General features: G+C 55.1%; 30 protein-coding genes and 1 pseudogene. 14 read left to right on the forward strand and 17 right to left on the reverse strand.

From position 1 onward, the window contains the following. Positions 1 to 71 precede the first annotated feature (71 nt). From G5171_RS16820 to G5171_RS16860, 9 genes and pseudogenes are all read right to left on the reverse strand, one after another. Positions 72 to 410, reverse strand: a complete 339-nt coding sequence (locus G5171_RS16820) for a hypothetical protein (protein WP_421260457.1) — start codon at positions 408 to 410, stop codon at positions 72 to 74. A gap of 24 nt (positions 411 to 434) precedes the next feature. Continuing rightward, on the reverse strand, positions 435 to 626 hold the full coding sequence (locus tag G5171_RS16825; RefSeq protein WP_421260458.1) for a hypothetical protein: 192 nt from the start codon (positions 624 to 626) through the stop codon (positions 435 to 437). Next, a pseudogene (gene radC / locus G5171_RS16830) lies at positions 623 to 1,121 on the reverse strand (RadC family protein). The gene G5171_RS16825 and the pseudogene radC overlap by 4 nt, the downstream one beginning before the upstream one ends. Before the next feature lie 88 nt (positions 1,122 to 1,209). Next, positions 1,210 to 1,512 (reverse strand): hypothetical protein, encoded by a 303-nt coding sequence (locus tag G5171_RS16835; RefSeq protein WP_421260459.1) that lies wholly within the window; start codon positions 1,510 to 1,512, stop codon positions 1,210 to 1,212. Then, positions 1,487 to 1,915, reverse strand: coding sequence for a hypothetical protein (locus tag G5171_RS16840; RefSeq protein ID WP_421260460.1), 429 nt, complete (start codon positions 1,913 to 1,915; stop codon positions 1,487 to 1,489). The genes G5171_RS16835 and G5171_RS16840 overlap by 26 nt, the downstream gene beginning before the upstream one ends. Before the next feature lie 10 nt (positions 1,916 to 1,925). Then, on the reverse strand, positions 1,926 to 2,351 hold the full coding sequence (locus tag G5171_RS16845) for a DUF2787 family protein (RefSeq protein WP_421260472.1): 426 nt from the start codon (positions 2,349 to 2,351) through the stop codon (positions 1,926 to 1,928). 35 nt (positions 2,352 to 2,386) lie between these two features. Next, positions 2,387 to 2,950, reverse strand: coding sequence for a lecithin retinol acyltransferase family protein (locus G5171_RS16850; protein WP_421260461.1), 564 nt, complete (start codon positions 2,948 to 2,950; stop codon positions 2,387 to 2,389). An 84-nt stretch (positions 2,951 to 3,034) separates the two neighbouring features. Next, complete coding sequence (locus tag G5171_RS16855) at positions 3,035 to 3,721, reverse strand: hypothetical protein (protein WP_421260462.1); 687 nt, start codon at positions 3,719 to 3,721, stop codon at positions 3,035 to 3,037. 17 nt (positions 3,722 to 3,738) lie between these two features. Further along, complete coding sequence (locus G5171_RS16860) at positions 3,739 to 4,104, reverse strand: hypothetical protein (RefSeq protein WP_323946284.1); 366 nt, start codon at positions 4,102 to 4,104, stop codon at positions 3,739 to 3,741. 271 nt (positions 4,105 to 4,375) lie between these two features. Between G5171_RS16860 and G5171_RS16865 the strand changes: the two genes are divergently transcribed. After that, positions 4,376 to 4,720, forward strand: coding sequence for a helix-turn-helix transcriptional regulator (locus G5171_RS16865; RefSeq protein ID WP_323946285.1), 345 nt, complete (start codon positions 4,376 to 4,378; stop codon positions 4,718 to 4,720). Positions 4,721 to 4,857: 137 nt separating this feature from the next. Here the strand turns inward: G5171_RS16865 and G5171_RS16870 are convergent, their stop codons facing one another. Both G5171_RS16870 and G5171_RS16875 read right to left on the reverse strand, forming a co-directional pair. Beyond that, positions 4,858 to 5,835: a YagK/YfjJ domain-containing protein gene (locus tag G5171_RS16870; protein WP_421260463.1), complete on the reverse strand. Its 978-nt coding sequence runs from the start codon at positions 5,833 to 5,835 to the stop codon at positions 4,858 to 4,860. Positions 5,836 to 6,209: 374 nt separating this feature from the next. Beyond that, positions 6,210 to 6,413 carry a helix-turn-helix transcriptional regulator gene (locus G5171_RS16875; RefSeq protein ID WP_120416419.1) on the reverse strand — a complete coding sequence of 68 codons (204 nt, stop codon included), beginning with the start codon at positions 6,411 to 6,413 and terminating at the stop codon, positions 6,210 to 6,212. 430 nt (positions 6,414 to 6,843) lie between these two features. Here G5171_RS16875 and G5171_RS16880 point away from each other — a divergent pair, with 430 nt between their 5' ends. From G5171_RS16880 to G5171_RS16920, 9 genes are all read left to right on the forward strand, one after another. Further along, positions 6,844 to 7,278 carry a hypothetical protein gene (locus G5171_RS16880; RefSeq protein ID WP_421260464.1) on the forward strand — a complete coding sequence of 145 codons (435 nt, stop codon included), beginning with the start codon at positions 6,844 to 6,846 and terminating at the stop codon, positions 7,276 to 7,278. A gap of 405 nt (positions 7,279 to 7,683) precedes the next feature. Continuing rightward, positions 7,684 to 8,229: a hypothetical protein gene (locus G5171_RS16885; protein WP_421260465.1), complete on the forward strand. Its 546-nt coding sequence runs from the start codon at positions 7,684 to 7,686 to the stop codon at positions 8,227 to 8,229. Positions 8,230 to 8,749: 520 nt separating this feature from the next. Next, entirely contained in the window at positions 8,750 to 9,268 is a 519-nt protein-coding gene (hcp1, locus tag G5171_RS16890; protein ID WP_042019066.1) for a type VI secretion system effector Hcp1, read from the forward strand. A gap of 199 nt (positions 9,269 to 9,467) precedes the next feature. Then, the gene (locus G5171_RS16895; protein WP_421260466.1) at positions 9,468 to 9,755 is read left to right on the forward strand and encodes a type VI secretion system PAAR protein; all 288 of its coding nucleotides are present in this window, start codon (positions 9,468 to 9,470) and stop codon (positions 9,753 to 9,755) included. A gap of 11 nt (positions 9,756 to 9,766) precedes the next feature. Next, complete coding sequence (locus tag G5171_RS16900) at positions 9,767 to 11,809, forward strand: type VI secretion system tip protein VgrG (RefSeq protein ID WP_421260467.1); 2,043 nt, start codon at positions 9,767 to 9,769, stop codon at positions 11,807 to 11,809. Continuing rightward, entirely contained in the window at positions 11,806 to 12,600 is a 795-nt protein-coding gene (locus G5171_RS16905) for a DUF4123 domain-containing protein (protein ID WP_421260468.1), read from the forward strand. The genes G5171_RS16900 and G5171_RS16905 overlap by 4 nt, the downstream gene beginning before the upstream one ends. After that, positions 12,600 to 14,546: a T6SS phospholipase effector Tle1-like catalytic domain-containing protein gene (locus G5171_RS16910; protein WP_421260469.1), complete on the forward strand. Its 1,947-nt coding sequence runs from the start codon at positions 12,600 to 12,602 to the stop codon at positions 14,544 to 14,546. Before G5171_RS16905 ends, G5171_RS16910 begins: the two co-directional genes overlap by 1 nt. Further along, complete coding sequence (locus G5171_RS16915) at positions 14,543 to 15,229, forward strand: DUF2931 family protein (RefSeq protein ID WP_254196507.1); 687 nt, start codon at positions 14,543 to 14,545, stop codon at positions 15,227 to 15,229. Before G5171_RS16910 ends, G5171_RS16915 begins: the two co-directional genes overlap by 4 nt. A 26-nt stretch (positions 15,230 to 15,255) precedes the next feature. Beyond that, a complete protein-coding gene (locus G5171_RS16920) occupies positions 15,256 to 15,432 on the forward strand; it encodes a hypothetical protein (RefSeq protein ID WP_216995141.1) in 177 nt (58 codons plus the stop codon). A 170-nt stretch (positions 15,433 to 15,602) separates the two neighbouring features. Here G5171_RS16920 and G5171_RS16925 read toward each other — a convergent pair whose 3' ends face one another. After that, complete coding sequence (locus tag G5171_RS16925; protein WP_267529426.1) at positions 15,603 to 16,820, reverse strand: tyrosine-type recombinase/integrase; 1,218 nt, start codon at positions 16,818 to 16,820, stop codon at positions 15,603 to 15,605. Between the two features lie 269 nt (positions 16,821 to 17,089). Between G5171_RS16925 and G5171_RS16930 the strand changes: the two genes are divergently transcribed. The 4 genes from G5171_RS16930 (at position 17,090) to G5171_RS16945 (ending at position 20,675) form a co-directional block, all read left to right on the forward strand. Continuing rightward, a complete protein-coding gene (locus G5171_RS16930) occupies positions 17,090 to 17,971 on the forward strand; it encodes a DMT family transporter (protein WP_411621153.1) in 882 nt (293 codons plus the stop codon). Between the two features lie 258 nt (positions 17,972 to 18,229). Then, positions 18,230 to 19,048, forward strand: coding sequence for a DUF3100 domain-containing protein (locus G5171_RS16935; RefSeq protein WP_005339140.1), 819 nt, complete (start codon positions 18,230 to 18,232; stop codon positions 19,046 to 19,048). After that, positions 19,045 to 19,494, forward strand: a complete 450-nt coding sequence (locus G5171_RS16940) for a hypothetical protein (RefSeq protein WP_005349183.1) — start codon at positions 19,045 to 19,047, stop codon at positions 19,492 to 19,494. The genes G5171_RS16935 and G5171_RS16940 overlap by 4 nt, the downstream gene beginning before the upstream one ends. Further along, positions 19,494 to 20,675, forward strand: a complete 1,182-nt coding sequence (locus G5171_RS16945) for a M20 metallopeptidase family protein (RefSeq protein ID WP_158110217.1) — start codon at positions 19,494 to 19,496, stop codon at positions 20,673 to 20,675. The genes G5171_RS16940 and G5171_RS16945 overlap by 1 nt, the downstream gene beginning before the upstream one ends. An 88-nt stretch (positions 20,676 to 20,763) precedes the next feature. Here the strand turns inward: G5171_RS16945 and G5171_RS16950 are convergent, their stop codons facing one another. The 5 genes from G5171_RS16950 to G5171_RS16970 form a co-directional block, all read right to left on the reverse strand. Further along, the gene (locus G5171_RS16950) at positions 20,764 to 21,723 is read right to left on the reverse strand and encodes a LysR substrate-binding domain-containing protein (protein WP_158110216.1); all 960 of its coding nucleotides are present in this window, start codon (positions 21,721 to 21,723) and stop codon (positions 20,764 to 20,766) included. Between the two features lie 135 nt (positions 21,724 to 21,858). Further along, on the reverse strand, positions 21,859 to 22,485 hold the full coding sequence (locus G5171_RS16955) for a LysE family translocator (protein ID WP_158110215.1): 627 nt from the start codon (positions 22,483 to 22,485) through the stop codon (positions 21,859 to 21,861). A 103-nt stretch (positions 22,486 to 22,588) separates the two neighbouring features. Further along, the gene (ilvN, locus tag G5171_RS16960) at positions 22,589 to 23,083 is read right to left on the reverse strand and encodes an acetolactate synthase small subunit (RefSeq protein WP_005311605.1); all 495 of its coding nucleotides are present in this window, start codon (positions 23,081 to 23,083) and stop codon (positions 22,589 to 22,591) included. 91 nt (positions 23,084 to 23,174) lie between these two features. After that, entirely contained in the window at positions 23,175 to 24,893 is a 1,719-nt protein-coding gene (locus tag G5171_RS16965; protein WP_421260470.1) for an acetolactate synthase 3 large subunit, read from the reverse strand. Between the two features lie 390 nt (positions 24,894 to 25,283). Then, on the reverse strand, positions 25,284 to 25,436 hold the full coding sequence (locus G5171_RS16970) for a hypothetical protein (RefSeq protein ID WP_005341188.1): 153 nt from the start codon (positions 25,434 to 25,436) through the stop codon (positions 25,284 to 25,286). Positions 25,437 to 25,463 lie beyond the last annotated feature (27 nt).

A 25,463-nucleotide genomic window follows, 5' to 3' on the forward strand; every position in this document is an offset into this window, starting at 1 on the left:
TGGTTTGATGATCCGGGTGATCGGGTGGAAACGTGATCGGCATGCATGTTATTCGGCGATCGGTATACATGTTATTGCTGTGCCCGCGCTGCGTCTGGGTGAGCCGCATCGAACAGGATGGCGTAGAGCGCACAATCAATGCCGTTGACGGCATCGTGATGCGGGTAATAGGGCGGTGCGTCTCGGGAGCGTTCGAAGTAGTCGCCAAAGCAGCTGAGACACTCGCGTATCTCGATGGTGGAGCCTTGCAGCAAGGTCTCTTCAAACTGCTTGGCATAACACCGGTCATCACGAGCCTGGGTGATGGCCTTCTCCAGCAACGTCAGCGCATCTTCGTTGTAGGCGGCAGCCAGACGATGGCGCAGCTTCTCGAGCGTTTTCTCAAGGGAATAGGGATTGGGTAATCGCATGGCGTTTGTTCCTTCTTGGCGCGACTAATGGCGTAGCTGGTGGAGCAGTGCATCAATGGCCTCGATACAGTCAGCCTGGGTGAGCTGGTAGCCGTTGGGCAGGTGGGCCACGATGGCGGGCTCGGCCTGCATCTCGACGTTGTCAGCCAGCCAACAGCGCAACTCGATGAGGATATCGATGTTGGTGAGGTGTGTTTTACCGGGGATGGGGTTCATAGCAGGTCCCTCTCTTTAAGGGAGACCATGCCCTCAGCGCCGACCACCAGATGGTCGAGCAACCGGACATCGACCAGCGCCAAGGCCTCTTTGAGAGCCTGGGTGAATACCCGGTCAGAGTGGCTGGGCTCAGGGTCACCACTGGGGTGATTGTGTACCGCGATGATGGCCCCGCAGTTGAGTAGCAGGGCCCGCTTGACCACTTCCCGTGGGTAGATGCTGGCGCTATCCAAGGTGCCGCGAAACAGCTCTTCAAAGGCCAGCACGCGATGTTGGGAATCGAGGAACAGTGCCCCGAACACTTCGTGTTCTCGGTCCTGCAGCAGGGTTTGCAGCTGCTCTGCGGCCTCTGTAGTACTGGTGATGGCAGTTCCTTTTGGCCAGGCGTTTACGGGCAATCTGGTTAGCGATACGCAGCAGGTCTTGCTCTGTCACCGGCTCGGTGACGACATAAGTGCCGGGGCATTCCCCGGCCTTGAGTTTGTGGTAACGCATGGTGGTCTCCTGAAAAAGAAAACCCCGGCATGCAGGAAGCATGTCGGGGTTAAAGGTAGAGAGGTTGTTGGTTCACTTTGAGAGTAGTTCAGTTGGCCATCGTGATGACTCCTGTCGTGGCTGCGGGACCACTCTGTACCGGCATCAGTGGTTCGGGGACCAGCACGGTGAGCGGGATAGCGAGTGCAATACTCAGCCGTTCCGCCAGTTGGTAGGCAGGGCCGATGGTGTCGTAGTCCGCTATCCAGGTCGCCAGCGCCAACCCACTGGCCTCTACCGCCCGCAGGTAGACGCTGTAGCCCTGCACGGGTAGGCCACAGTCACGTACCACCTGCGTCTCGCCATCTCGATTAATCGCTTCGAGCTCAACGGCTATCGGATGTTTGGGCATCGTGCGCCTCCTCTAGGGGTAAGGGGTCACTCTCCACACGATAACCGTGATGAATGCAGGTACGCTGCAGGTCACTCAGAAAGCGCCCCAGCTCACGGGGCTGCTCAGAGAGTGGGACCGGTCCTGCCTGACTGCGCCAGAAACAGCGACGCGTGGGGTCCACGCAGATTTCATCCACGGGCTGACTCATGGTGCGCCAATCCTCAGCATTGGTGAGAGAGAGCAGTTGCCACTGCCCCTCAGACCAGCGCAGGTGCAGCGTAACGGTGCGAGCGTTTGGGCTACCAGGAGTCAGGTGCAGCAACCAGCGTTCGCCCTGGCGAGTCGGCTGCAGTTTAGCTTTAGCCGCGACCAGTCCCAGCAACTGACGTGAGTAATGGGAGAGCGGCAGTTCGTTAGTCATCACACACCTCCTACTCCCCACTGACCGTGACGGTGAAATACCCCAACTTGGCGTAGCTAATGAAATTGCGCTGCCACAGGGTAAACAGCTCCCGTGCTTCCACGCCGGGCTGTGGCCCCCAGCCCTGCAGATAGTGCTCGTCGCAGGAGAGGTTGAAGTCGAGCTCCTTGCAGAGCTCAGCATCCTGGCCTAGCCCCTGGTAACTGAAGTCGGTGATGTAATCGAAAACCCAGCCGTGTAGTCCCCGAATAAGCCGCAGCTCTACCGGATGAACGCCACCCGTCTCGGCACTGTAGCCGGGGCTGCGAAAGTTAAAAGTCAGGGTCGAGAGGTTGGTGAGGTCGAGCCGTTGGTCCCGCACGGCGCTGCGCAGTAAGTCAGGCAGCTCGGGGGAAATCGGCAGGGCCATCCCTGCCAGGTGAGATGGCATGGTCATCATGGTGTGTCCTTTCATATCGAATGTGATAACCGTCAATCCCTCAGCCAACGCCAGGCGCGGTAGAGGCCATAAGTGGCGGCCAAGGGCGCCGCCAGCGAGGTGGCCGAGCTCCCCAGCAACGCACAGACTGCGGAGGTCACAGCGGTAGTTGCTGATGGGTTCAGTGCCGCGCTGGTGGCCATGCCAGGCAGGGCCGCAAGGGTGGGCTGATGGGCCACAGTGCGAAGCGCCTGATGTGCGATACACCCCGTGGCAATGAGCTGGTTAATCTGCTGGCTGTAGTGAAAGCCCTCGATACACCAGAGCACGAAGTGCTCGCAGTTGTTAAAGAGCGTGCTGTAGTGCGCCTCCCCAAGACGGGAGTAAGCGCGGTCGATACTCTCCTCCCGATTGAAAGCTCGTGCGCTATGGTGCTGGATGCGATAGCCCCTCCCTTGGCTAAACTCGGCAAGCGTGGTGATAGCTATCTGACCGGACTGTGTTCCGGCACTGACCCCTTGGTAATGGATGACCAGATGGTCCCCCAGATAGAGACCGTGGTGCTGGTAACCGGTGCGGGGGGAAACGAGGTGGTCTCCCGGTTGTGGTAATGGCATGAACCGTTCCTTAAATAAAATGCGGCATAAAACAGAGGGCACCCGAAGGTGCCCTGATGGTGGTGAATGTGTGGCGGCTGGTGGTCAGGACTGCTTGCGCAGCGTCAAGCTGTTGGCATCCCATACCCAGCGCTGGCGAGGATTGCCGGGCAGGTCGAGGATGAAACCGTTGGGTTCGGGGGTCAGCTTGCCTTCATCGCTGCAGGTACCAAAGGGTTGTGAAAGCATGGTCAGCACACCCGTCTGGGCGACAGCCAACTGGTAGAGCACCGGGCATGCCACACCGCCACTGTGCAGCTCAAACAAGACCGCCTGCCCGTTGGCCAGCGGCAAACGGTGCGTGAGTTTGATGGCGTCATATTCATCGGTGCGCAGCAGTACCTCACCCCCATGCCGGATCTCGATACTGTCATCTTCATTTTTCACGATGGTAAATGACGTGGTACTTGATGCAGCTGACGCAGATGCAAAGGAGGGCTCGAAGTAGCGACTGCCATCGGAATAGGTGAGCATAAAACCGTTCAGGGCAACCGGCTGGCTGACACTGGGTATGAGCCTTGGCTCATCTTCATCCAGCGGCATCAACATGATGCGTTCCCCTTTCGAGGTCTCTATCCAAAACTGCATGCTGGCGAAATTGAGGGTGCCCTCAACGTTGGCCGGAACCCGTTTAGTGACCGTTGGCACAGTGAACTGGGGCGCAGCCCAGGTCGGTAAGGCAAACAACGACAACCATGTGCACCACAGTGCCAGTTTGATTTTTTCTGTCATGTCACTCTCCAGACGACTTATTCAATGGTGTAAGAGGCATTGCCCAGATTGGTGAAGAGGGTCACCTCCCTCAATCGGCACGGCTCGGTCATGACCAGCCGCCAGCTTTCGGTGTAATTGAGCTTGAATGGGAAATGGGTCCCACCAAGCTGACCACCGATATCATTGCGCAACATCACCCGGCATTTACTCTTGCCGCCATTGATCAGCACTTTCTGAATGGTGACGTGATCGTTGAGCGAGGTGACGACGATCTGAGGCCGCCCAATAGCGGTGTACTCGACGTCGAGATCGAATTCTGGGCCATCGGCAGACTCTGCATTGCAGGCACTCAGTGATAGGCCACAGGCCAGCAGCAAGGGATAAAGCAGTGTGCGATTCATGATTTCTCCTTAATAAAAATGGCAAAGGGATGCCTGACCGACGGGGCGAGCCTGTCGGGCTAACGGGTGTAAACGTAATGGGTTAATGGTGGTGCTGGCTGATAGCCAAATGCCACCAAGGGGATGGGTTGAGGTTAGGTCGTGTCGAACTCCTTTCGATGTCGGGGTGACTATTTCACTGGATTAGATCTAATGGGGTGATACTCATCGCAAAGGGTCCTTAATGTCAATAAAAGTCCATAGTCAACTATCAGGGTTGACTGGAGGACGTATGACAAACATCAACTCTGAAGCACTGGCCAAGAGCGTGGGCAAAGCGATTGGACGGCAACGCCAGCAGGCGGGGCTGACTCAGGAGCAAGTGGCAGTAAACCTGGATATAGGGATGGAAGCCGTCTCCCGGATGGAGCGAGGTCTCGTGGTGCCGACCGTAGTGCGCCTAGCACAGTTGGCTCAGCTGTTTGGCTGTGAGCTTGCAGACTTCCTGCGTGAGACCAGCAACCGCCCCACCGAACAAGGCATTGTACTGAGCCAGCAGTTGGCCAAACTCGAGACAGCTGACAGAGAGCTGGTGCTGGAGGTCGTTGATAAGCTGGTGGCGCGATTAGCGCCTTAATGGCTCACAGTGCGCATCGATGACAAACCGATGCCGATATCAGGACCGATAACTTGGGAGGCCGCAATGGCGCTCCCAAGCAGCTTCACAGCGATACGTGTTTACTCTCTCTTGATAATATCTATCTGAGATCTTTTTCAATCAGACCGACAGAACAATAACCGAGGTCTGCCAAGGCGAGGTTGGCGTGATGGTCTCTCCATGCGCCCGAAGGTCCGACGTCCGGCTGGCAATACCGCCAATACTTGCGTATCCAGCTTGGTCAGATAACTCAGCGCATTAATCAGGTTTATGCGCTTGACTGTATCGCTGTAGTGGACCATACCAATGCCATCAGTTCCCCGTCGTTGATAATCCTCCCGCCTAATCTGACAGTTGTAATAGCTCCCGTTATTGTCGGACATATCTTCCCATACCTCTCCCAGCGCAATACCCAGCGAGATATCTTGTTGGTGTACAGCACCATTAAAAATGAACGTAATGTGGGTATGAAAACGTCTATCAACACCGTACTCCAGTTTCCAGATATACCCCACCAATGCAGGATATTTATTCTGTATTCGACGAAGGTAACCATTCCGGTCATTCGTCACGAGGTCTAACGTGAGCTGGTCGTAGTAGTCTTCGTGATAGCCGATATCCAATCGGATGACTAATAGCTTGGCATGCTGGTCGAATAGGCTATTAACATACGTCGCTATACTGCGCTGATTGCGGCTCTTAACGCGTTTGAGGTCATTGAGGCGCTTACGGTGCGCCTTACTCTTGAACTCTCTTAGAAACGCATACAGCACGTTATTGAGATCCCTGGCTAATTCGTCACCGACATCACTATCGAGAGATCTCTCATGGATGAGGTGCAATCCATAAACCTCTCGCATATGCGTTAGGAATAGCGCTACCGTTGGATGCGCTGACGATACCTCCTCATGACAATAAAAATAATCACACACGGTATCCAGCGCATTAAAGAGTTTGGTTGATAGCCTACGGTCAATGCAAGTAATGCGTGACTTACTAGGGGCTGAATCAACAGCCCTGACAATAGGAAGCGTTGTATTTTGGAGTTGGTCTGTTATGGATAGGATATCTAATAGTCTGATTGAGTTAAACATGAAGGCCTCGCTTAGGCAGGAGTAACCCTACGCTGTGTGATAGACACACACGCATATAGGGGCGATTGGTGGAGTGGTATTGGCTAACTATGCTGGTGGTAGCATGACCACCACATGGGAGTGGTGTAATGGTATGCGATAGTGGTAATGGTTATTGGTTGTATATGGGTGACTGTACATAGCGCAGGAATAGTATTGAATAGAAGTGATATTAAATAATAAATAAACCTAAACGCGATACGTCTGCATCACCTACGAAAATACCAAAAAACATATATAAGAAGAAATGGCTATTTCCCTAACCCATGAGCCTATCAAGGCATGATTTATAACACTGGAAGTTATGGAGTTCACCAGGGATGAAAAAAGTGCATTCAAGACTGGCTTCGACGAATAAGCCAGCTATCAACATCGTGCTCAAACCAACCAATAGATGACTGACCTATCTTGAAGGGTTTGGGGAAGGTCTCGTCATAACGAGGAGACTTGGGATTAAGCCAGTCATAGATAGTAGACCTGGCCATGCCAATCTTGTTGGTGAGGTCTTTGATGCGCAGGACTTTGATGGTGTTGTTCATGGTGTACTCCTGATGATGTAGTGAGTTGTTTCATCAGAAGAGCGAGTCAGTTAAAAAAAACATGCTTACAATTTTACCACTATTCATCGCTCAGGTATTAAGGGCGCCTCATAGAGACTTATGATGGTCCGTAGCCCCCCCTATTACCACAATGGCTAATTCACAGAAAGGCATCACAAAGACCGTAGTATCTTTGGACTGTACTGCTCACTCTAGATCAAGTTATTTTCATTTTTTTACACCTAGTGTGATTACATCAAGATTGACACACAAATCACACTAAGATTACACATGCAGCCATCCAGACACCCAACAGCAAAGCTATTGTAGCGCCTGAGAATGATAATCCATGAATTTTTCTTTAATCGATAGCGGGCATGGAGAGATTAGTTATATATTTCGCTGTCATATGTTTAATAGGAGGTTTGATATGTCTATTGAAACACAAGAGATGCCTGAAAATAGTTCTACTGGTAAAAAGAATCGTAGGCATTCCGTTTATGAATACAGCGACAATATAATTAATGCAGTTGAAAACAACAGAAGGTTTTCACCTGTTGCACCGAAAATAAGGAGGCGCAATCATGGCCTAGTTACAGAAGATAACTATGGTCTGAAATTTCTAAAATATACAGGAGCTCAAAAAAGATACTACCCTAAAAAGGAAAGGGTAAGAAAGAACGATGATGAATTATTCCTGAGGGTGTTTTTATTACTTAAGTACGTCAATACTATTAGACAGTACAGCTTTTACGTTAAATCCAACGTAGGCCGAAGAATTTCAGTCATAAGCAAACTAGAGGACGATAAAGACATTGGCGAGCTACTCAAGTCCATAAAAAAAAACCATTCTTCACGAGAGTGACTTACTTCCAATCTTTAGTCTCGAACAGAAAAAGAGCTTAAAAAAGTTATTTAAAAAACTAATTGCATCAAAGATAGATAACTTTGTTGAAAATCAAAATTTTTGGCAGTTTTTTAATGTTCATCCTGTAGTGTCATATTTTCTTCTTGCTGTTAATTTTCATCGATTAAAAATATCTTCCGATGCCGACCTTAAAGAAATTTATTCTGAAGAAACCATTGCTGGGCTTGTTAGCTTTCTTAACATTGTTTTTGATTCGGAAAGTTATAAAAAGAGTGTCAGAAAACGGTTGGCCAACATTGAGAAAAACGTAAGCTCAATTTTAAGATATGCGCACAAACACACAGAAAAAAATCACACTATGTAGTTAGATTTAGCCTCGGCTTTAAGCCTGCAATTGTAGAGATGCTTAAAACAGATGAAGTTGCTGCAACTGAAAAAATCGATGAAATTGACATTGAAGAAGTTGCGCTACCAGGCGAATTATCCACCGAACATACAGATATTTCAAAACAAAAAGATAGGTTGCAGGAGTTGATTGATGGCAGGGATAAACTCTTCAGAAACTTTGTAAGAAACCCTATTATGAAATATATTTCAGGATATATATGGAAGTTGGATTACTGCTCCCATAGAGGTTATTACATGCATGTATTCCTTTTCATGGGAAGAAAGTGGGAGCATACTTTTGACATAAGAGAGTCGATAGGTCAACTCTGGCGTGGTTCAATTATAAGCGATGGTAATGGCGAGCTCTTTGCGTATCCTGGTAAAAATTATGAATTTAACCTTAGAGAAGGTTCTAAAGATGCCGACACTTTACTTTATGAACTGGAGAATTTGTTCAGACAAGATATTTTAGCTTATGTAGATACAACTTTCCCAAGTGACAAATCGAATAACCAGAAAGCAAAAAAAGCTCGAACATTTGGAAAGAAAGAAATGATTTAAAAATGGGGGGCTCATTTTTATGCATATATTTTCAATAGCTTTTTCGCCTAAGGCACTGGTGAATAAAACAAGTCCTCCAATGTGAAAACTTCGATGCTCAATTTATTGAGGGCGGCCGCGGAAACTGAGTGCAACACCTGATTTTTTAGTAGGGTGTTGCCATGACGTATCACGAGCTCAGCATTGAAGAACGCGTTACGATCCAGATAGGCCGGTTGAATGGCCTAAACCAGACTTCTGGAGCGTAGTCGATGCTGCGTTGGTGGGAAATATTGATGAGGATGGTCAATAGTTCTGACTAGCGCAATTTATTGCCCACCTGTTAGGTTAAATCACTACCTGAGCAATATTTACTGAGATATGTGCGCTGCTTGAGCGAAAACTTGCTCAGAATTGTGCGGTTGAGGCTATGAATTACCGGTAAGTAACTAATAAATAACAGATCGAAAAAGTGGCATGGTCGCTGCTATTGGTTGGTCGAGTGCTATCTCGTTTAACCAATCAATTTAGGAGCATACACATGCCAACTCCATGTTATATCAGCATCGAAGGTAAAACCCAGGGCAACATCACTGCCGGTGCCTTCACTTCCGACTCCGTCGGCAACATCTTCGTACAAGGTCACGAAGACGAGATGCTGGTACAAGAGTTCAATCACCAGGTCACCGTCCCGACTGACCCGCAATCCGGTCAGCCAGCCGGTCAGCGGGTCCACAAGCCATTCAAGTTCACCGTTGCACTGAACAAAGCTGTGCCGCTGATGTACAACTCCCTGGCCTCCGGTGAAATGCTGCCGAAAGTGACCCTGAAGTGGTACCGCACCTCTGTTGAAGGCAAGCAGGAGCACTTCTTCTCTACCGTGCTGACCGATGCCACCATCGTTGACATCGACTGCCAGATGCCGCACTGCCAGGACCCGGCGAAGTCTGACTTCACCCAGCTTATCCAGGTCTCTCTGGCTTACCGCAAGATTGACTGGGAACACACTGTTGCCGGTACCTCTGGTGCTGACGACTGGCGTGCGCCTATCGAGGCCTAAGCCTCCCTTTCTTATTTTGGAATTCCTTGTAGTAAATCTTGTACTGTCTGGCCGGTGTGCAACCGGCCTATCAGCCCGTGCTTTCTCCGGCCAGCCGTTGGCTGCCGGAGCTTTTATGTTTTGCCATCCCCCTGTTATGACGCCGGTGTCTTGTATAGCGAGTGCGGGGTGATGGCAAAGCACACAAGAGGTTTGAGTTATGTGTCCCTCCATTGCACTGCTCGGTGACATTGGCACCGACCACGATGGCTTTCCACCGACTCCGGTGATTGCCGCCAGCCCAGATGTCTTTCTCGATGGTACGCCTGTGGCCCGTCAGGGCGACCCGCTGGAGCCTCATGACAAACCCAACAACCCGCCTCATCCCCGCGCCATTGCCGGTGGGGTAGGCTCGGTGCTGGTCAACGGCAAACCCATCGCTGTCACAGGCGTGGCAGTGGATTGTGGTGGCGTGGTGATTGGTTCCGGTAGCGGACAGGCAGGATAAGGAACAAGGTCATGGCACAGAGCACAGGATTACAATTCACCGTCAAGGTCGGCGCACTGGCTGACAGTACCTTTGCGGTGGCGAGCTTCAAGCTCGATGAAGGCTTGAACCGCCCCTTTAACCTTCACCTGGAGGTGGCTAGCCAGCAACCGGACATCGATTTCGGTGCCGTGCTGGACCAGCCTTGTGAGCTGCTGGTGTGGTACAACGGCGAGCTGCAGCGCCGGGTGTGCGGCGTAGTGAGCGAGTTTGCGCAAGGGGACAGCGGCTTTCGCCGTACCCGCTATCAGCTGCAAGTCAAACCGGCCCTGTGGCGACTGGGACTGCGCCAGAACTCCCGCATTTTTCAGGCGCAGAAGCCCGATGAAATCCTCAGCATTCTGCTGCAAGAGCACGGCATCACCGATTACGCCTTTGCGCTCAAGAATGAGCATGCCCAGCGGGAATACTGCGTCCAGTATCGCGAGAGCGACCTCGATTTCGTGAATCGCCTCGCTGCCGAAGAGGGCTTGTTCTACTTCTTTGAGTTCGAGCAAGGCAAACACCGCATCGTCTTTGCCGACGATGCCGCCGCACTGACCGCTGGCCCCGAGCTCTTCTTCAACCTCGGCAACCGCTCGCTGGAACAAGGCCCCTACGTGCGCCAGTTCCACTACCGCGAGGCGGTACGGCCAAGCGATGTAGAGCTGAAAGACTACAGTTTCAAGACGCCAGCCTATGGCCTCTCCCAGAAGAAGATGGGGGCAGAACTAGAGCATCAACGGGATACCTACCAGCACTTCGACTATCCGGGCCGCTACAAGCAAGACCCAAGCGGCAAGGCCTTTGCCCAGCATCGCCTTGATGCCCTGCGCAATGACGCCGTAGCGGGCAGTGGTAAGTCCAACAGTGCGGCGCTGCTGCCGGGTCAACGCTTCTCGCTGACCGAGCACCCCAACGGCAGCCTTAACACCGACTGGCAAATCGTGCATATCTGCCACATCGGTGAGCAGCCGCAAGCACTGGAGGAAGAGGGCGGCAGTGGCCCCACCGTCTACCACAACGAATTTGGGGTGGTGAAGGCGAGTACCACCTGGCGGGCCCGCATCGGCAGCCCCGAGGCACCCCACAAGCCGATGGTTGATGGCCCGCAAATCGCCATCGTAGTCGGCCCCGAGGGCGAGGAGATTTACTGCGACGAACATGGCCGGGTGAAGCTGCAATTCCCGTGGGACAGATATGGCAGCTCCAACGACCAGAGCTCCTGCTGGGTGCGAGTATCGCAAGGCTGGGCCGGTGGCCAATATGGAATGATGGCTATCCCGCGCATCGGCCACGAGGTCATCGTCTCATTTCTGGAAGGGGACCCCGACCAGCCCATCGTGACCGGGCGCACCTACCACGCCACCAACCGGCCGCCTTACGAGCTGCCCGCCAACAAGACCCGCACCGTGCTGCGCACTGAGACCCACAAGGGCGAAGGTTTTAACGAACTGCGCTTTGAAGACCAGGCGGGGCAGGAAGAGATTTATATCCACGGTCAGAAAGACCTGAACGTACTTATCGAAAACGATGCGGCTTGGCATATCAAGCATGACGAGCATCGGGATATCGACAATGAGCGGGTGACCCGCATCAAGGCCAACGACCACCTGACGGTAGAAGGCGAGAAGCGCGACCACATCAAGGCGGACTACTCGCTTACGGTCGATGCGTCCCTCCACCAGAAGCTGGCCCAGTCGCTGTTGGTTGAGGCAGGCCAAGAGGTCCACATCAAGGCTGGCAACAAGATTGTGCTGGAAGCAGGCTCCGAGCTGACCCTCAAGGTCGGCGGCAGTTTTGTGAAAGTTGACCCCAGTGGTGTCACCTTGGTCGGTCCCACTATCAAGATGAACTCGGGCGGTAGTCCCGGCTCGGGCTCCGGTTGGGCGGGTCAAATGCCCGGCTTGCCGGGGGCGGTCAAAGCACCACCCGCACCACCTGCCACTATCCCGGCAAGCGCCATTCAAAAGAGCATGGAGTCTATGGCCCCGCTAGTGAAGCCCTGCCCCTTTGCCCAGGGAGGTAAGGCATGACTTTTCAAGAGTGGCGCAGCCAATATTCCGGCCAGTTGTTTGCCATCGTCGATGCTGCACTCGATACCACTGCGGTTGCAGACTACTGCAACCAGGGCGGTGCCAATGCCATCCCTTTGTTTGCCGGTACGGCGTTTGCGGACCAAGCCGAACAAGGCCCTTGGCTACTGCCCAACCCAGCTCCCGAGTTTATCGCGGCCCACCCACAACTGGGCGGCGTATACGTCACAAGCGATGCCGCTATCGACATCGTCCAGCAGCACTGGCAAAGCCTGATAGAGGTAGCCTTCGAAGGGGAAGTGATGTGGCTTCGCTATGCCGATAATCGGGTCTTTCCCAAGATGCTGGCCACCATGAGTCAGCAGGAGCTCGATGATGTACTGGGCCCCTGCTCAAGCCTGTGGGCCAACGACACTGCCTGGCTACGCACGCCTGATGCTGAATTCACTCCCCGTCAAGCGCCCTGGTTTCGCATTCAGCCTCACCACCTGACACCGCTGTATGACGAAAGCCGTCACGCCTACATCCTCTCTCGCCACTTCTGGCAACGGATGGAGGAGATGATGGCGCGTCATCCCAATCCGGAGGCAGCCATTGCCACCGTGCTTCGCCAAGTGAGTCAGGCAAGCCTCGATGGTGACGTGCTCAGTGGTGTGGTGGCAGGTGCCCTCACCTTGCAGGCAGATATGCCGCGGGATGCCATCAGGGCGCCGCTGATGCTGACTGACGACGAAATGGCTCAGGTGAATAACTGGCTGAACAAACACCCTGAATTGATAGGAGCCAGCTAATGGCGATTTCCCCTCACTGCATACCCTGTGAAAAGTACAACTGCTGGATTGAGATAGACGTTCGCGACGAACAGAACCGCTCGTTCAAGGGGCAAAAGGCCACCTTGACCGATGCCACCGGTACCAGCAAAACCGTGACCCTGAAAGATGGACCAACCTTGGTACAAGGCTTTGCGGTAGGACCGGTCACCGTCAAGCTCGAGACCCAGCCGTGGCTCAAAGCCGCTCAGTCCCGTGAAGCCCTGAAAGAAGGCGAAACCAGCCAGGTTCCCGCTTATACCGACAAACTCTTCGGACACGACGATGTAAAGCGCGAACACATCAAGGTGACTTCCGGCGACCTTTGCCTCACTGACCCCGAGCAGCCGCTACCAGAAGGGCACAAAGCTGGGCAGGCCCAACCGCCGCGCTTTATCACCAAGCACTCCTACGTGATTGAGGTGAAAGGCTATCAGCTGAATATCCTGCGTATCGGGGTGTTCTTTGATGGCACAGCCAACAACACCACCAAGCATGAAGAGGGTAAAGCGGCGCTTGAGGCCTTTCTGGCTCAATGTAGCGATCCGCTGGAGCAAGAGCGGATGCGTCAGCAGTGCATGGCTGGGGAGGTCTCGTTCAGCGATACCAGTCAGGCGAATGACGTGACTAATATCGGCAAGGCTTATGACTTGTACCAGTTGCCGCAACAAGGAAGATTAACCGTTCCTGTGTATATCGACGGGATCGGTACGGAGTCGGGACAGGGGGATTCCACGCTTATCGGGCAAGGCATGGATGGGGGGGCAACATCCAGTTACGGCAAGGTGATGCTTGCCTGTCGTGAGAAAATTGTTAATGAAGTCAAAAGAATATTGAAAAATGTTCTACCAACGCTGGGTTGTATCCACAAGCTCGAATTTGACGTGTTCGGGTTTAGCCGGGGTGCATCGGCGGCGCGGCAGTTTGTGAACACCCTCGACCAGCAGGCCGATCACCCGTTGGTTGAAGCCGTTGCCAAAGAGACCAGCATTCGGCTGAAAGCGGGTTTTGACTGGGCCAGCCGGGAGGATTGCCGGATCAAGTTTGTCGGGCTGTTCGATACCGTCTGCTCGTCGCTACTGGAAGCGCGTAGCGTCACGCTCACCTCTGACTGTGCGGAGCGAGTTGTGCACCTGACGGCCAAGGATGAGTGGCGTTACTTCTTTGCCCTGACCAGGATCACCAATGACGTGGAGGGCAAAAAGATTGCGTCCAACTTCACCGAACTGGCGCTGCCAGGTTGCCATTCGGATATTGGTGGCGGTTATTACAGCCGCTGGAGCTTACGTAACCCTAATAGCGATCCGGCTCTGACAGAACAAAAGGCTATCAAGCTATTTCAAAGTATGGAACCCGCAGGAACTCGTCCAGAACAAAGTTCCGCTTATCAGCAAGCGATGGACTATGCCCAAGCTAAATTGCGTCAGGGCTGGGGAAGTGGGGTGACTGTGTTACCTTCTCCAACTAGCGACCCAGTGAAAGGGAAACTCAATTTGCGAATTCGCACGTTAAACCGTCCTGAGTTTGGCTGGAAAAGACCGTTGGAAGTGAGTGTTACGGTGCTGATCAATCGGGTTGTTGAAGGTGAGTATTCCCGTATCCCCCTACACATCATGGTGGAAGCCGCACGGGCGGCTGGGGTGCCGGTTCAGGAGTGGAAAGCAGACAACAGAGAGTTGATGCTGGAGAGCGGCGCCCCGATGCGGCCACGGGTTGATTTGAGCAAGCTGGATGAGCATTGGGTTAATGCAGGTAGCGAGGCTGGGGTGGCCAAAGATTTGAGTCAACAGCTCCCGGATGATGTCTATCGATACTTGCGCTTTGAGTACCTGCACCACAGTGCGGATGATGGGATTGTTAACGGGGCAAATCGTATCAAAGGGCAAGAAGCTCGCCGCATGATCAGTAACTTGGAGGGGGGTAAATGAGACGCTGGTTATTACTACCGTTATTGTTGCTCGGGCTGATGGCCTGCCAAGACAACGGCCCGACCAAGATGGATTGGAGCTACAGCGTTGGCTCTAATGCGGATGAGATCTGGCATACCCGAGCCCTGTTTTCTCGAGAAGGAGTGAGAACCCATGAGTCGAGTAATGGTACCGTGTCTGCCGTGAGCGAGCGGCTTTTAAAAGACAAGAGCTATCGCTGGTTTGTAGGAAAAGGCAGGAGTTTTTACGGCCAGCCGGTGCCTGACAAGGTGGAGATCGAATGGGTGTCGTATCACGACAAAAAGCGGTACGGTATTACGCTAGAGCTCCCCAAGGATTTGGGCAAGCAGATGGCGCAGCGTTACCGCCTCAAAGGTGATCGAATTGCCCAACGTAACTACATCGCGTTAGGGCTCGCCCCCGGCGGGTATGTGGAGGTGTTCTTGGAGAGCCCTGATCCGCTGCCAGATGTGCTGATTGCTAGTGGTATGGCCCATGAAGTGACTGACGATTGGTATGATAAAAAAATGCCGCTTAATCGGCAGTATGGGATTGATGAATTCACTGAGCAATTTGGGACACTTTACCAGAAATATCCGATCCCTACCGGTGAAGCATGGGCTCCCATCATGGATGCCTACCGGGCTGCCCAGCCCAAGACGGATACAGATCCGGTCAATTGATTTGGATTGCGGTTTAAGAGGTATCAATGAAGCAGTACCAAAACTGGCTGGCCCAGTATCTGATTTGCCGTCGTGATAATGATCATGCCATGGCCGCAGAATTGGCCGAGAGCATCTGTGCTTTCTGGCAGGCCAGAGGCGATAAGGCTGAGCATACCAAGTGGCAGAAGGTCTATCAGGATCACCTGCAACAGACCACCTGACAGGCAAGGCTAATGGCCAGGGAAGGCGCCGCACCAGCTTCGTGCCCATCAGGTGGCTATGTAGCATAGCGGAGCAGTCTGCAAAATACAGCAAAAGTAAATGGAGGGTACACCCGGTGTACCCTCCATTTACACAGTCTACAAATCACTGAAGAAAGATCTGTGCTCCCCTACCCCACTTGTAGATGCACAATATTGTCTGGCGGTTGTTCTGAAGGTTTTAAAATCCCTCCCCACAACTCCAGAGCCATTTTTTGTTCCGGTAACCGAACCGTATGAACATAGTGAGCCATTACACCAGGTAGAGCATGACCTAAAATTTGTTCCACAACATGGGGGGCAATCCCAGCCTCGTTTAGGCGGGTCGCTAAGCTCCTTCGCAGATCGTGCCATGTCCAAGGGGCGCTATGCCCGATCCGTTTCCAAATCCCCCTTCCCCACTGACTTACCGCTTCTGGTCGCTTGAGCTCCCCTAGCAAGTATGAGGATGACTGTGCGGCGGCAGCTTTCAGCAGGGCGTCTATCGTCGGCCGAATAAAATCAGGTATTGGTCTCACGATTTTATTACCTGTTTTCGAGTTGGACGCTGGAACCGTCCATGTACCTTCGACTAGATTCCATTCTTCGGGGGCTGATAGCCGAGCTTCTTGAGTTCTTGCGCCGAACGACAACAGAATCTTGGCCAAATTTCCGTAGTAGCAATATGGACCTAGCTTCTCAGCCCAATCCCATAGTGTGCGCAGTTCTTCTAGCGTCAGAACCCTGTCTCGCTTACTCGCTTTTTGCCCAACATCAGCGACGGTCAAGTCATCCAATGCATTACTCACTGCAAACTGTCTGACACGGCAAAACTTCAGAGCATGCTTACAGTTTTGGAAACAATACCCACTAGCCACAGGAGCTACCTTCGAGTACTCGTCAAAAACGCTCAACCAGTGACGGGTATCACAATCTGACAAAGGAAGATCGCCGATACGGGGATAGACCCACTTCGCAAATTGCTGGCGATGCTTCTCACTGTTCGACCTTTTCTTATCGGCGTGATGGCAGAGCCAATACTCGAGTGCATCTTTAACCGTGACAGGCTTAAGCCTTTCATCTTTCCCGATCCGCGTCATCAAGGCGGGATCATTGCCCTCTTCCAACCAAGCTCGACATTGCGCCGCCTTTTTCCTTGCTTCGGAAAGCGACAGCCCCCCCTCCTGGCCGGTATAGGATCCCAGAGTCAGGTTTTTTGCCTTGCCTAAAATTCGATAGCGGTACACAAAGCTGACTTTTCCGCTATTCCTCCAAAGAACAGACAGCCCATCCCTGTCCGCAACCTTTCTGGGCGTATCATCATCGTGACCACGCAACATTGCTTTGAGTTTTGAATCTGAAATTGCCATTTTGAACCCACACTTGAACCCACACCTGTCTTATATCTCCTAAGATGACTTTAGACAAGGCAAGATAATTAATAGATAAAAATCAACTAGATATGAAAGAACTATGGCCGTCATCAAACAGCGTTAGACAGATGGTGTGATAATACGGCATGAACTGATTGCTGGCCTGATGCCGCACAAGCGGAACAGGGCAAAGATGAAAGGCGCCGGGTAGCAATACCCGGCGCCTTTCTTTATGCTCCCCTTCCCACTTCCCTACTTCAAGCGCTATGAACCGCACGCCCCTGCTGCTGATGGTACTGGTCACCCTGCTGGCTGCCGCTGGCTGGCTCTTCTCGAAAGAGGCGATCCGCGAACTGCCGCCCGCCGCTTTTATAGGCAGCCGCTTTCTGCTGGCCGCCCTGCTTTTGCTCCCCTTGGCCTGGTTGCGCGAGCCACCACCAACCCGAGCCCAAATGGTGCGCGCAGCCGGTTGCGGTACTCTGCTCGGCGCCAGCCTGCTACTGTGGGTCACCGCCATCAGCCAGAGCGATGCGCTCGGCAGCGGCGCCTTTATCATGAGCGTCGCTACCCTGATGGCCCCACTGGCCGCATGGGCAGCCTTTCGGGCCAAACCCGGCCGCCACTACTGGCTCACCCTGCCCATCGCCATCGCGGGTCTATTGCTGCTCTCCAGCAGTACCCACTGGGGCGTATCGCTCTCACTGTTCTGGTTTCTGGCGGCGGCCACCACCCTTGGCATCCAGCTTGCCGTCCATCGCCACTTCGCCCAATCCATTGCCCCCACCTGGCTCACCTGCATCCAGCTGGCGATGACCGGCCTGCTCGGCACCCTGCTCTCCCTGCTGACTGAACAGTGGCCCGAGGCTGGAGTCAGCCACGGCATCTGGGGCTGGTTTGCGGCGAGCGTCTTGATCGCCACCACCCTGCGCTACTGGCTGCTCACTCATGCGTTGAGCAAGATGACCACCGCCCACGCCGCCCTGATGATGCTGCTGGAACCGGTCTGGACGCTGATCCTGAGCACCCTCTTCTATAGCGAACCCCTCGGCGGCGCCAAACTGGCCGGAGCCGGACTGGTGCTCGGCGCCTTGGTGCTCTACCAACTGCCCCTGCTGCTGCGCAGTGCACGGCTCAAAACGCCCGTCTGATACGCGTCACCGCCCTGCGGGGCGGTGTCACCATCTCCCTCCTGTTTGCCTATCTTGTCCTGCCAATGCTGACGTTCTGTTAACGGCATTTAACCCTTGGTATCCATAGGGTTAAAGGGCATACCCCATGAAAAAATGCCATATGGCCAGCTTGATGAAAGTCACATTCCTCTCCCGCGACCCTCCCTATCATGCCCCCATCATCGGTCTGGACAATCCTGACGATGGCCACACATGGGAATAACAAGAGAAAAAACTATGCAGCAAACCAGCCCCCTCAAGACGGTCACGGTCAGCATATTGGCAACCGCCATGCTGATCTTTGTGGCCCAGTACCTGATAGGCAAACAGGAGATCAAGATCGGCATCGCCATCATCCCGATCCTGCCAATGCTCTTTGCCGTGATCATCGGCATGATTGTCTCCGCCAAACCGGTCAAGGATCGCATCCCCGGCTGGAAGCAGCTCTTCACCGAAAAAGAAGAGGGCTTCTGCGGCAAGATGGTGGGCTTCAGCCTGCTGATCCTGGGCACCCAGTATGCGGGGATGATCATCCCCAACCTGAAGATGATCCTGAGCGTCGGCGTGCCGCTGTTCCTGCAGGAGATTGGCAACCTGCTGCCGATCCTGATTGCCATTCCGCTGGCGGTGAAGTTCGGCTTTGGCCGTCGCGCCATCGGGGCCTGCTCCTCCATCAGCCGTGAGCCGTCCGTCGCGGTAATTCAGGGTAAGTTCGGCACCGGCTCCCAGGAGTACATCGGCGTGCTGGCCATCTACCTGTGCGGCTCCGTCATCGGCACCCTCTGGTTCAGCGTGCTGGGCAGCATCGCCCCGCTCACCGGCCTGCACCCGCTGGCGCTGGCTGCCGGCTCCGGTGTGGGCTCAGGCTCCATGCTGAGTGCCGCCTCCGGCGCCCTGATCAACGGTCTCGACGAAGCGCTGGCTCAGCAGGTGCTGAGTATCGCGGCAGCCTCGAACCTGCTCTCGTCAGCCCTCGGCGCCCTCTCCCTCACCTATCTGGGTCTGCCGCTCGCTGAAAAAATCTATGCCCTGACTGCCAAAGGAGAGAAAGCATGAAAAGCATCGTAATGGATATGCGGTTCGTCTTTCTGGCGATCCTGCTGGCCATGTTTACCCAGACCCTGACCACCGGCACCCCGCTCTGGCTGATGGGTGACAGCTTCGTCGCCATGTCGCTGGTGGTGTTCGCTTCGCTGATTGCCAAGCGCTATCTGCCCTCCTCCCTGCCGGCGTTTGCCTATGCCACCATCATCGGCATTCTCATCTGCCTGCCGGAGACCCCGGTGCGCGGCCTCTTTATCGACGCCGTAGCCAAGATCTCCTTCCTCTCCTGCTGCGTACCGCTGCTGGCCTTTGCCGGTCTCTCGGTGGGCGGTCAACTGGAAGAGCTGAAGAAGATGTCCTGGAAAGTGATCCTGATCTTCATGATCGTCTCCACCTGCTGCTTCTTCGGCGCCTCGCTGGTGGCCCAGCTCGGCTTCTCCATCCAAGGGATCATCTGATGAACAACATCCACATTGAACCGGCCCTGCTGGCCCTGCGCGACTTCAGTCAGGAAGTGCGCCACCATCTGCACACCATTCCGGAAGCCTCCGGCGTCGAGTTCAAGACCTCGGCCTACTGCCGCGAGCTGATGGCAGGCTTTGGCTACCGTCTCACCGACTACCCGGGCTTCACCGGTTTCCACGGCGATCTGGTGGTTGACCCTGTGCTGCCGACCATCGCCTTCCGTGCCGACATGGATGGCCTCGAGATGCACGACATGAGCGACGTTGCGTTCAAGTCGACCCACGAGGGAATGGCTCACAACTGTGGTCACGACTCCCATATGGCGATCTCCCTGACCGCAGCCAGGTTTCTGGCAGCCAACCGCGATCGCCTGCAGTACAACGTCCGCTTTATCTTTCAGATGGCGGAAGAGGATATGCGGGTACCGGGCGCCGAGAAGATGGTCGAACTGGGCTGCATGAAGGGGGTGGACGAGGTCTATGCCCTCCATAACGACGGCGCCATGGAGACCGGCACCATCAAGTTCAACAACGGTGTGATGTCCTCCTGGGGCTCCGCCTGGACGCTGGATGTGCATGGCATCTCCGCCCACGGTTCCACCCCCCACAAGGGGCTGGATGCCATCCGCGAAGCGGTGCGGATCATCGAGGATATGGACTACATCGTCGCCAAGCGCACCAGTCCGTTCAGCCCGGCCGTATTTGGCTGCGGCATGATCAACGGCGGCACCATCCCCAACGCCATCGCCGACCATGTGCAGGCACGCGGCACCATCCGTGCCATGGATGCCGAGACCGACCAGATCCTGAAGAACAGCTTCAAGGAGATCGTGGCCCAGAGCGAACTGCGCGGCTTCAAGACCAAGATGGTCTATGCCGGGTATCCGGCGGTCGAGAACCACGCCGATGCCTGCGCCCGTCTGCTGCAAGCGGCTGCCGATGTCTTGCCCTCCGAGGGGATCAACGCTCAGGGTCAGCCGATGACCGGCAGCGAAGATTTCAGCTACATGGTCAACGCCTGCCGTGGCCGCAAGGGGGCTATGTTCTTCCTCGGCAGCGGCTGTCAGGCCAAGGGGATCTGCAACTACCTGCATGCAAATCCCTACTACCTCGATGACGACTGCCTGCTGGTCGGAGCCCAGATCTTTATCAATCTGGCGACCCGCAGCGCTTAATCACGCATCCAGAGAAACAAAAGAGAGGCCAAGGCCTCTCTTTTTTTATCTCTGCATGTTTGCTCTGAGCGCGGCAAACAGCCTGCGGCTAGAGCCACGGCAACTCCGCCATATTGGCAGTCGGCGGCTGATTGATCAGATGAAGTTGCACCGTCTCCCGGCTGATATGGGGGGCGTAGAGGTGGATAAAGTCGTACATGTAGTCGCGCAGATGGGCATGCTTGCGCAGGCAGATGTGGGTGGCGCTCGAGGCGATCAGGTGGTCGATGTTGAGGCTCACCAGATCCTCCCTGTCTCCCTCGTCGAAGGCCACGCTGGCAATCACCCCGACCCCCATCCCGAGCCGGACGTAGTGCTTGATCACATCGGTATCGGTGGCGGTCAGCACGGTTTTCGGCGAGAGGCCGTGGCGGCTGAAGGCCTTGTCCATCTTGGAGCGGCCGGTAAAGCCGAACACATAGGTGATGAGGGGATAGCGGGCCAGATCGGCCATCGAGAGCGGCTGGCAGTCGATCAGCGGATGAGCGTGCGGCACCACCACGCTACGGCCCCAGCGATAACAGGGCACCGCAGCCAGCTCGTCGAACAGATACATGGACTCGGTGGCGATCGCCATATCCACATCGCCGCTTTGCACCATCTGGGCCAGTTGGGCTGGTGCCCCCTGATGGAGCTGGATCGCCACATCGGGATAACGACGGCTGAACTCGGTGATCACCGCTGGCAGCTTGTAGCGCGCCTGGGTGTGGGTGGTGGCGATACGCAGCACCCCGCTGGTGGCCAACTGCTCCCCGAGCGACAGCTGGTTGATCTGCTCCACCTGCGCCACCACACCCTTGGCCAGCTCCATCACCTGCTCGCCTGCGCTGGTCAAGCCGACCAGATTCTTCCCCTTGCGGGTAAAGAGGGCGAGCCCCAGCTCATCTTCCAGCATCTTCATCTGCTTGCTGAGGGTTGGCTGGGAGGTGTAGAGCTTCTCCGCCGTCGCCGAGATGTTGAAGTTGTTCTTCACAATCTCGGTAAAGTTCTTGAGCCGGGCGATGTTCATCTGGGCAAGGGATCTCGCTGCTGCGGCCAGTGGGGCTGACCTGAAAAAGAGAGAGCGGGGCTGGCCCCGCAGCTGACTGCCGACCATACCACAGCGCGGTGCACGATAATCTGCCTCAGGTCAGAAAGCGGCGAGCTAGTCGCTGGCGAGCTTGATCCCGAGCCCGACAAACAGGGTGCCAATGCCCCGGTTGAGCCAGCGACCAAGACGCTGTGACAAGCGTACCCTGTGGCTGGCATAGACGGTGGTAAAGACCAGCAGGTGACACCAGATGATACCGCCCAGATTGAAGATGCAGCCGAGCAGGATAAAGGCGAGCGCCTTGTCGGGGGCATCCGGCGCGATGAACTGGGGCACAAAGGCGAGGAAAAAGAGCGCCACCTTGGGATTGAGCACATTGGTCAGCACCCCTTGCCGGTAAATCTGGCCATAGGAGAGGGCGGGTAAAATAGCCCCCCTCTCCATTGCTCCTGTTGCCTGCTGGCGCAGCAGGGAGAACCCCAGATAGATGAGGTAGATGGCGCCAGCCAGCTTGATGAGGGCAAACAGTTCGGCCGAGGCGCTGAGCAGGGCCGACAGACCGAGGGCCGCCGCCAGCACATGCACCATGACACCTGTGCCGATGCCCAACGTCGCGACCGAACCGGCACGCCACCCTTGCGAGCCACTGCGCAGCATGACCAGCAGGGAGTCCGGCCCCGGCATGATATTGAGCAGCAACCCCGAGACCATAAACAGTGCAAGATCATGAATACCGAACATCCCCCTCCCCTCGTAAAGAAAAACCAAACAAAAAGGGCTCCGCAGAGCCCTCTTTTCTTTCACTCTGCGGCAGCTGACGTGTCATCAGCTGTCCCGCCAGCCATCAGGGCCGCAGCGCCTTGTCCGCCCGCGAGATGCCGCAGACGCCGGAGCGCACCACTTCGATGATCTCGTTGGTCTGGGCGGCAGTCTTGATAAAGGCATCCAGCTTCTCGCTGGTGCCCACCAGCTGCACCGTGTACTGCTCGGGGGTGACGTCGACGATCTGGCCACGGAAGATATCCGCCAGCCGTTTCAGCTCGTCACGGGCCCCACCGGCGGCGCGCGCCTTGACTAGCGCGATCTCCCGCTCGATATGCTCCCCTTCGCTCAAATCGCACACTTTGAGCACATCCACCAGCTTGTGCAGTTGCTTCTGGATCTGCTCCAGCACCCGCTCGTCACCCATGGTGACTATGGTCATGCGCGACAGAGTGGGATCCTCGGTCGGTGCCACCGTCAGGGTCTCGATGTTGTAGCCGCGCTGGGAGAAGAGACCCACCACGCGGCTCAGGGCGCCGGATTCGTTCTCCAGCAGTACCGAAATGATATGCCTCATGATATTTCCCCCGCCTTGCTCAGCCACATCTCGTCCTTGATGGAACCAAACTTGAGCTCCTTGAGCACGACCGAAATAATATGTTCCATCGTCAGGTTCTCTCCGTCTTGCTCAGCCACATCTCATCCATGGCGCCAAACTTGATCTGCATCGGATAGACGTGCTCATCCGGGTCGACCGAGATATCCATGAACACCAGCCGATCCTTCATGGCGAAGGCTTTCTCCATGGCGCTCTCCAGCTCGGCCGGATCGCTCACCGCGATACCGACGTGGCCGTAGGCTTCCGCCAGTTTGACGAAGTCCGGCAGGGACTCCATGTAGGAGTGGCTGTGACGACCGCCGTAGAACATCTTCTGCCACTGCTTGACCATGCCCAGCGCACGGTTGTTGATGGAGATGATCTTGATGGGCACCCCGTACTGCATGCAGGTCGAGAGCTCCTGAATGTTCATCTGCACCGAGCCATCGCCGGTGACGCAGCAGACCACAGCATCCGGGTTGGCAAACTGGACCCCCATAGCGGCCGGAATACCGAAGCCCATGGTGCCGAGCCCCCCTGAGTTGATCCACTGGCGCGGTTTGGCAAACGGGTAGTAGAGAGCGGCAAACATCTGATGCTGGCCGACGTCGGAGGCGACGAACGCCTGCCCCTGAGTCACCTTGTAGAGAGTCTCGATCACCTGCTGTGGCTTGATCTGGGTAGACGATTTTTCGTAAGCCAAGCAGTGACGGGAGCGCCACTGGTTGATCTGGTTCCACCAGTCCGCCAAGGCCTCCTTGTCGTTATCGAAGCCACACTCGCGGACCACTTCCAGCATCTGCTCAAGCACGGTTTCCACCGAACCGACGATGGGCACATGGGCCTGTACCGTCTTGGAGATGGAGGTGGGATCGATGTCGATATGGACCACGGTCGCATTGGGGCAGAACTTGGCCACGTTGTTGGTGACGCGGTCATCGAAGCGGGCCCCCACGGCGAAGATAAGATCCGCATTGTGCATGGTCTTGTTGGCTTCGAAGGTACCGTGCATCCCCAGCATGCCGATAAATTGCGGATGGGTGCCGGGGAAGGCCCCCAACCCCATCAGGGTGGTGGTCACCGGCAGATTCAGCAGCTCCGCCAGCTTGGTCACCAGATGATCCGCGTTGGCATTGATGGCACCGCCGCCCACGTACATCACCGGGCGCTGGGCATCCACCAGCAGCTTGGCAGCTCGCTTGATCTGACCCTTGTGACCGGATTTGGTCGGATTGTAGGAGCGCAGAGAGACCGTCTCGGGATATTGGTAGGGGAATTTCTCTTTCGGGTTCTGCACATCTTTGGGCAGATCCACCACCACCGGCCCCGGGCGGCCGCTGGCGGCAATGTAGTAGGCCTTCTTGATGGCCTCGGGAATATCGCTCGCCTTCTTGCACAGGAAGCTGTGCTTGACCACCGGACGGGAGATACCGATCATGTCGGTCTCCTGGAACGCATCCTCCCCGATCATGCTGGTCGGCACCTGGCCGGAGAGGATCACCAGCGGAATGGAATCCATATAGGCGGTGGCAATACCGGTAATGCAGTTGGTCGCTCCCGGGCCCGAGGTCACCAGCACAGTCCCCACCTTGCCGGTGGAACGGGCGTAACCGTCCGCCATGTGAACCGCGGCTTGCTCATGCCGCACCAAGACATGCTCCATCTTGCCGTTTTCGAAGAGAGCGTCATAGATGTCGAGCACTGAGCCACCAGGGTAGCCGAAGACGTGCTCAACTCCCTGATCTTCCAGCGCTCTAACCACCATCTGGGCGCCTGATAACATCTCCATGATAAAGCCCTCCAGGCTTTGCTCCGTTTAGCGAATCCCGCCGACGATGCCGTGCTTCCCGGCACGGCCCGATCCGTTTCTTGTTGTTATCTGAATGCAGATCGGCCCAATTCAGCCCCGTCGACAGTAGAAAAAAAGGATTTTTCCATCATTGACCCGAAAATCGGGTGAAAAAACAACTTAACCCGCTTCATAACGCTTGTCCACGGCTTTATCTGACCAGAACAGTCATACATTTCAACCAGCTATTAACATTCAATGACTTGCCGCTGCGACCATGAGACAAAAGGGAAGGATGTCGGGGAATGGCCAGTGGATCATTCCGCAGAGGAGAAAAACAGCCACAAAAAAGCCCACCGTTCAGCGGTGGGCTTGATGCCGGATGATGATTCAGTTGTCCTGATCCGGCTCTGCCAGCCAGATCTGCTGATCCGGATCTGTCTCTTCACTGACAGAAATGCTGACGCCCATATCGAGCAGTTCGTGCAGGGTTAGATTGTCAGCCAGGTTCATGACTTCGCCGTTTTCATTGGTAAAGCGCATTTGCTCCATCCTCTCCTTGGTGGGGTC

Source organism: Aeromonas sp. 600774, assembly GCF_049175075.1.
GTDB lineage: Bacteria > Pseudomonadota > Gammaproteobacteria > Enterobacterales > Aeromonadaceae > Aeromonas > Aeromonas veronii_A.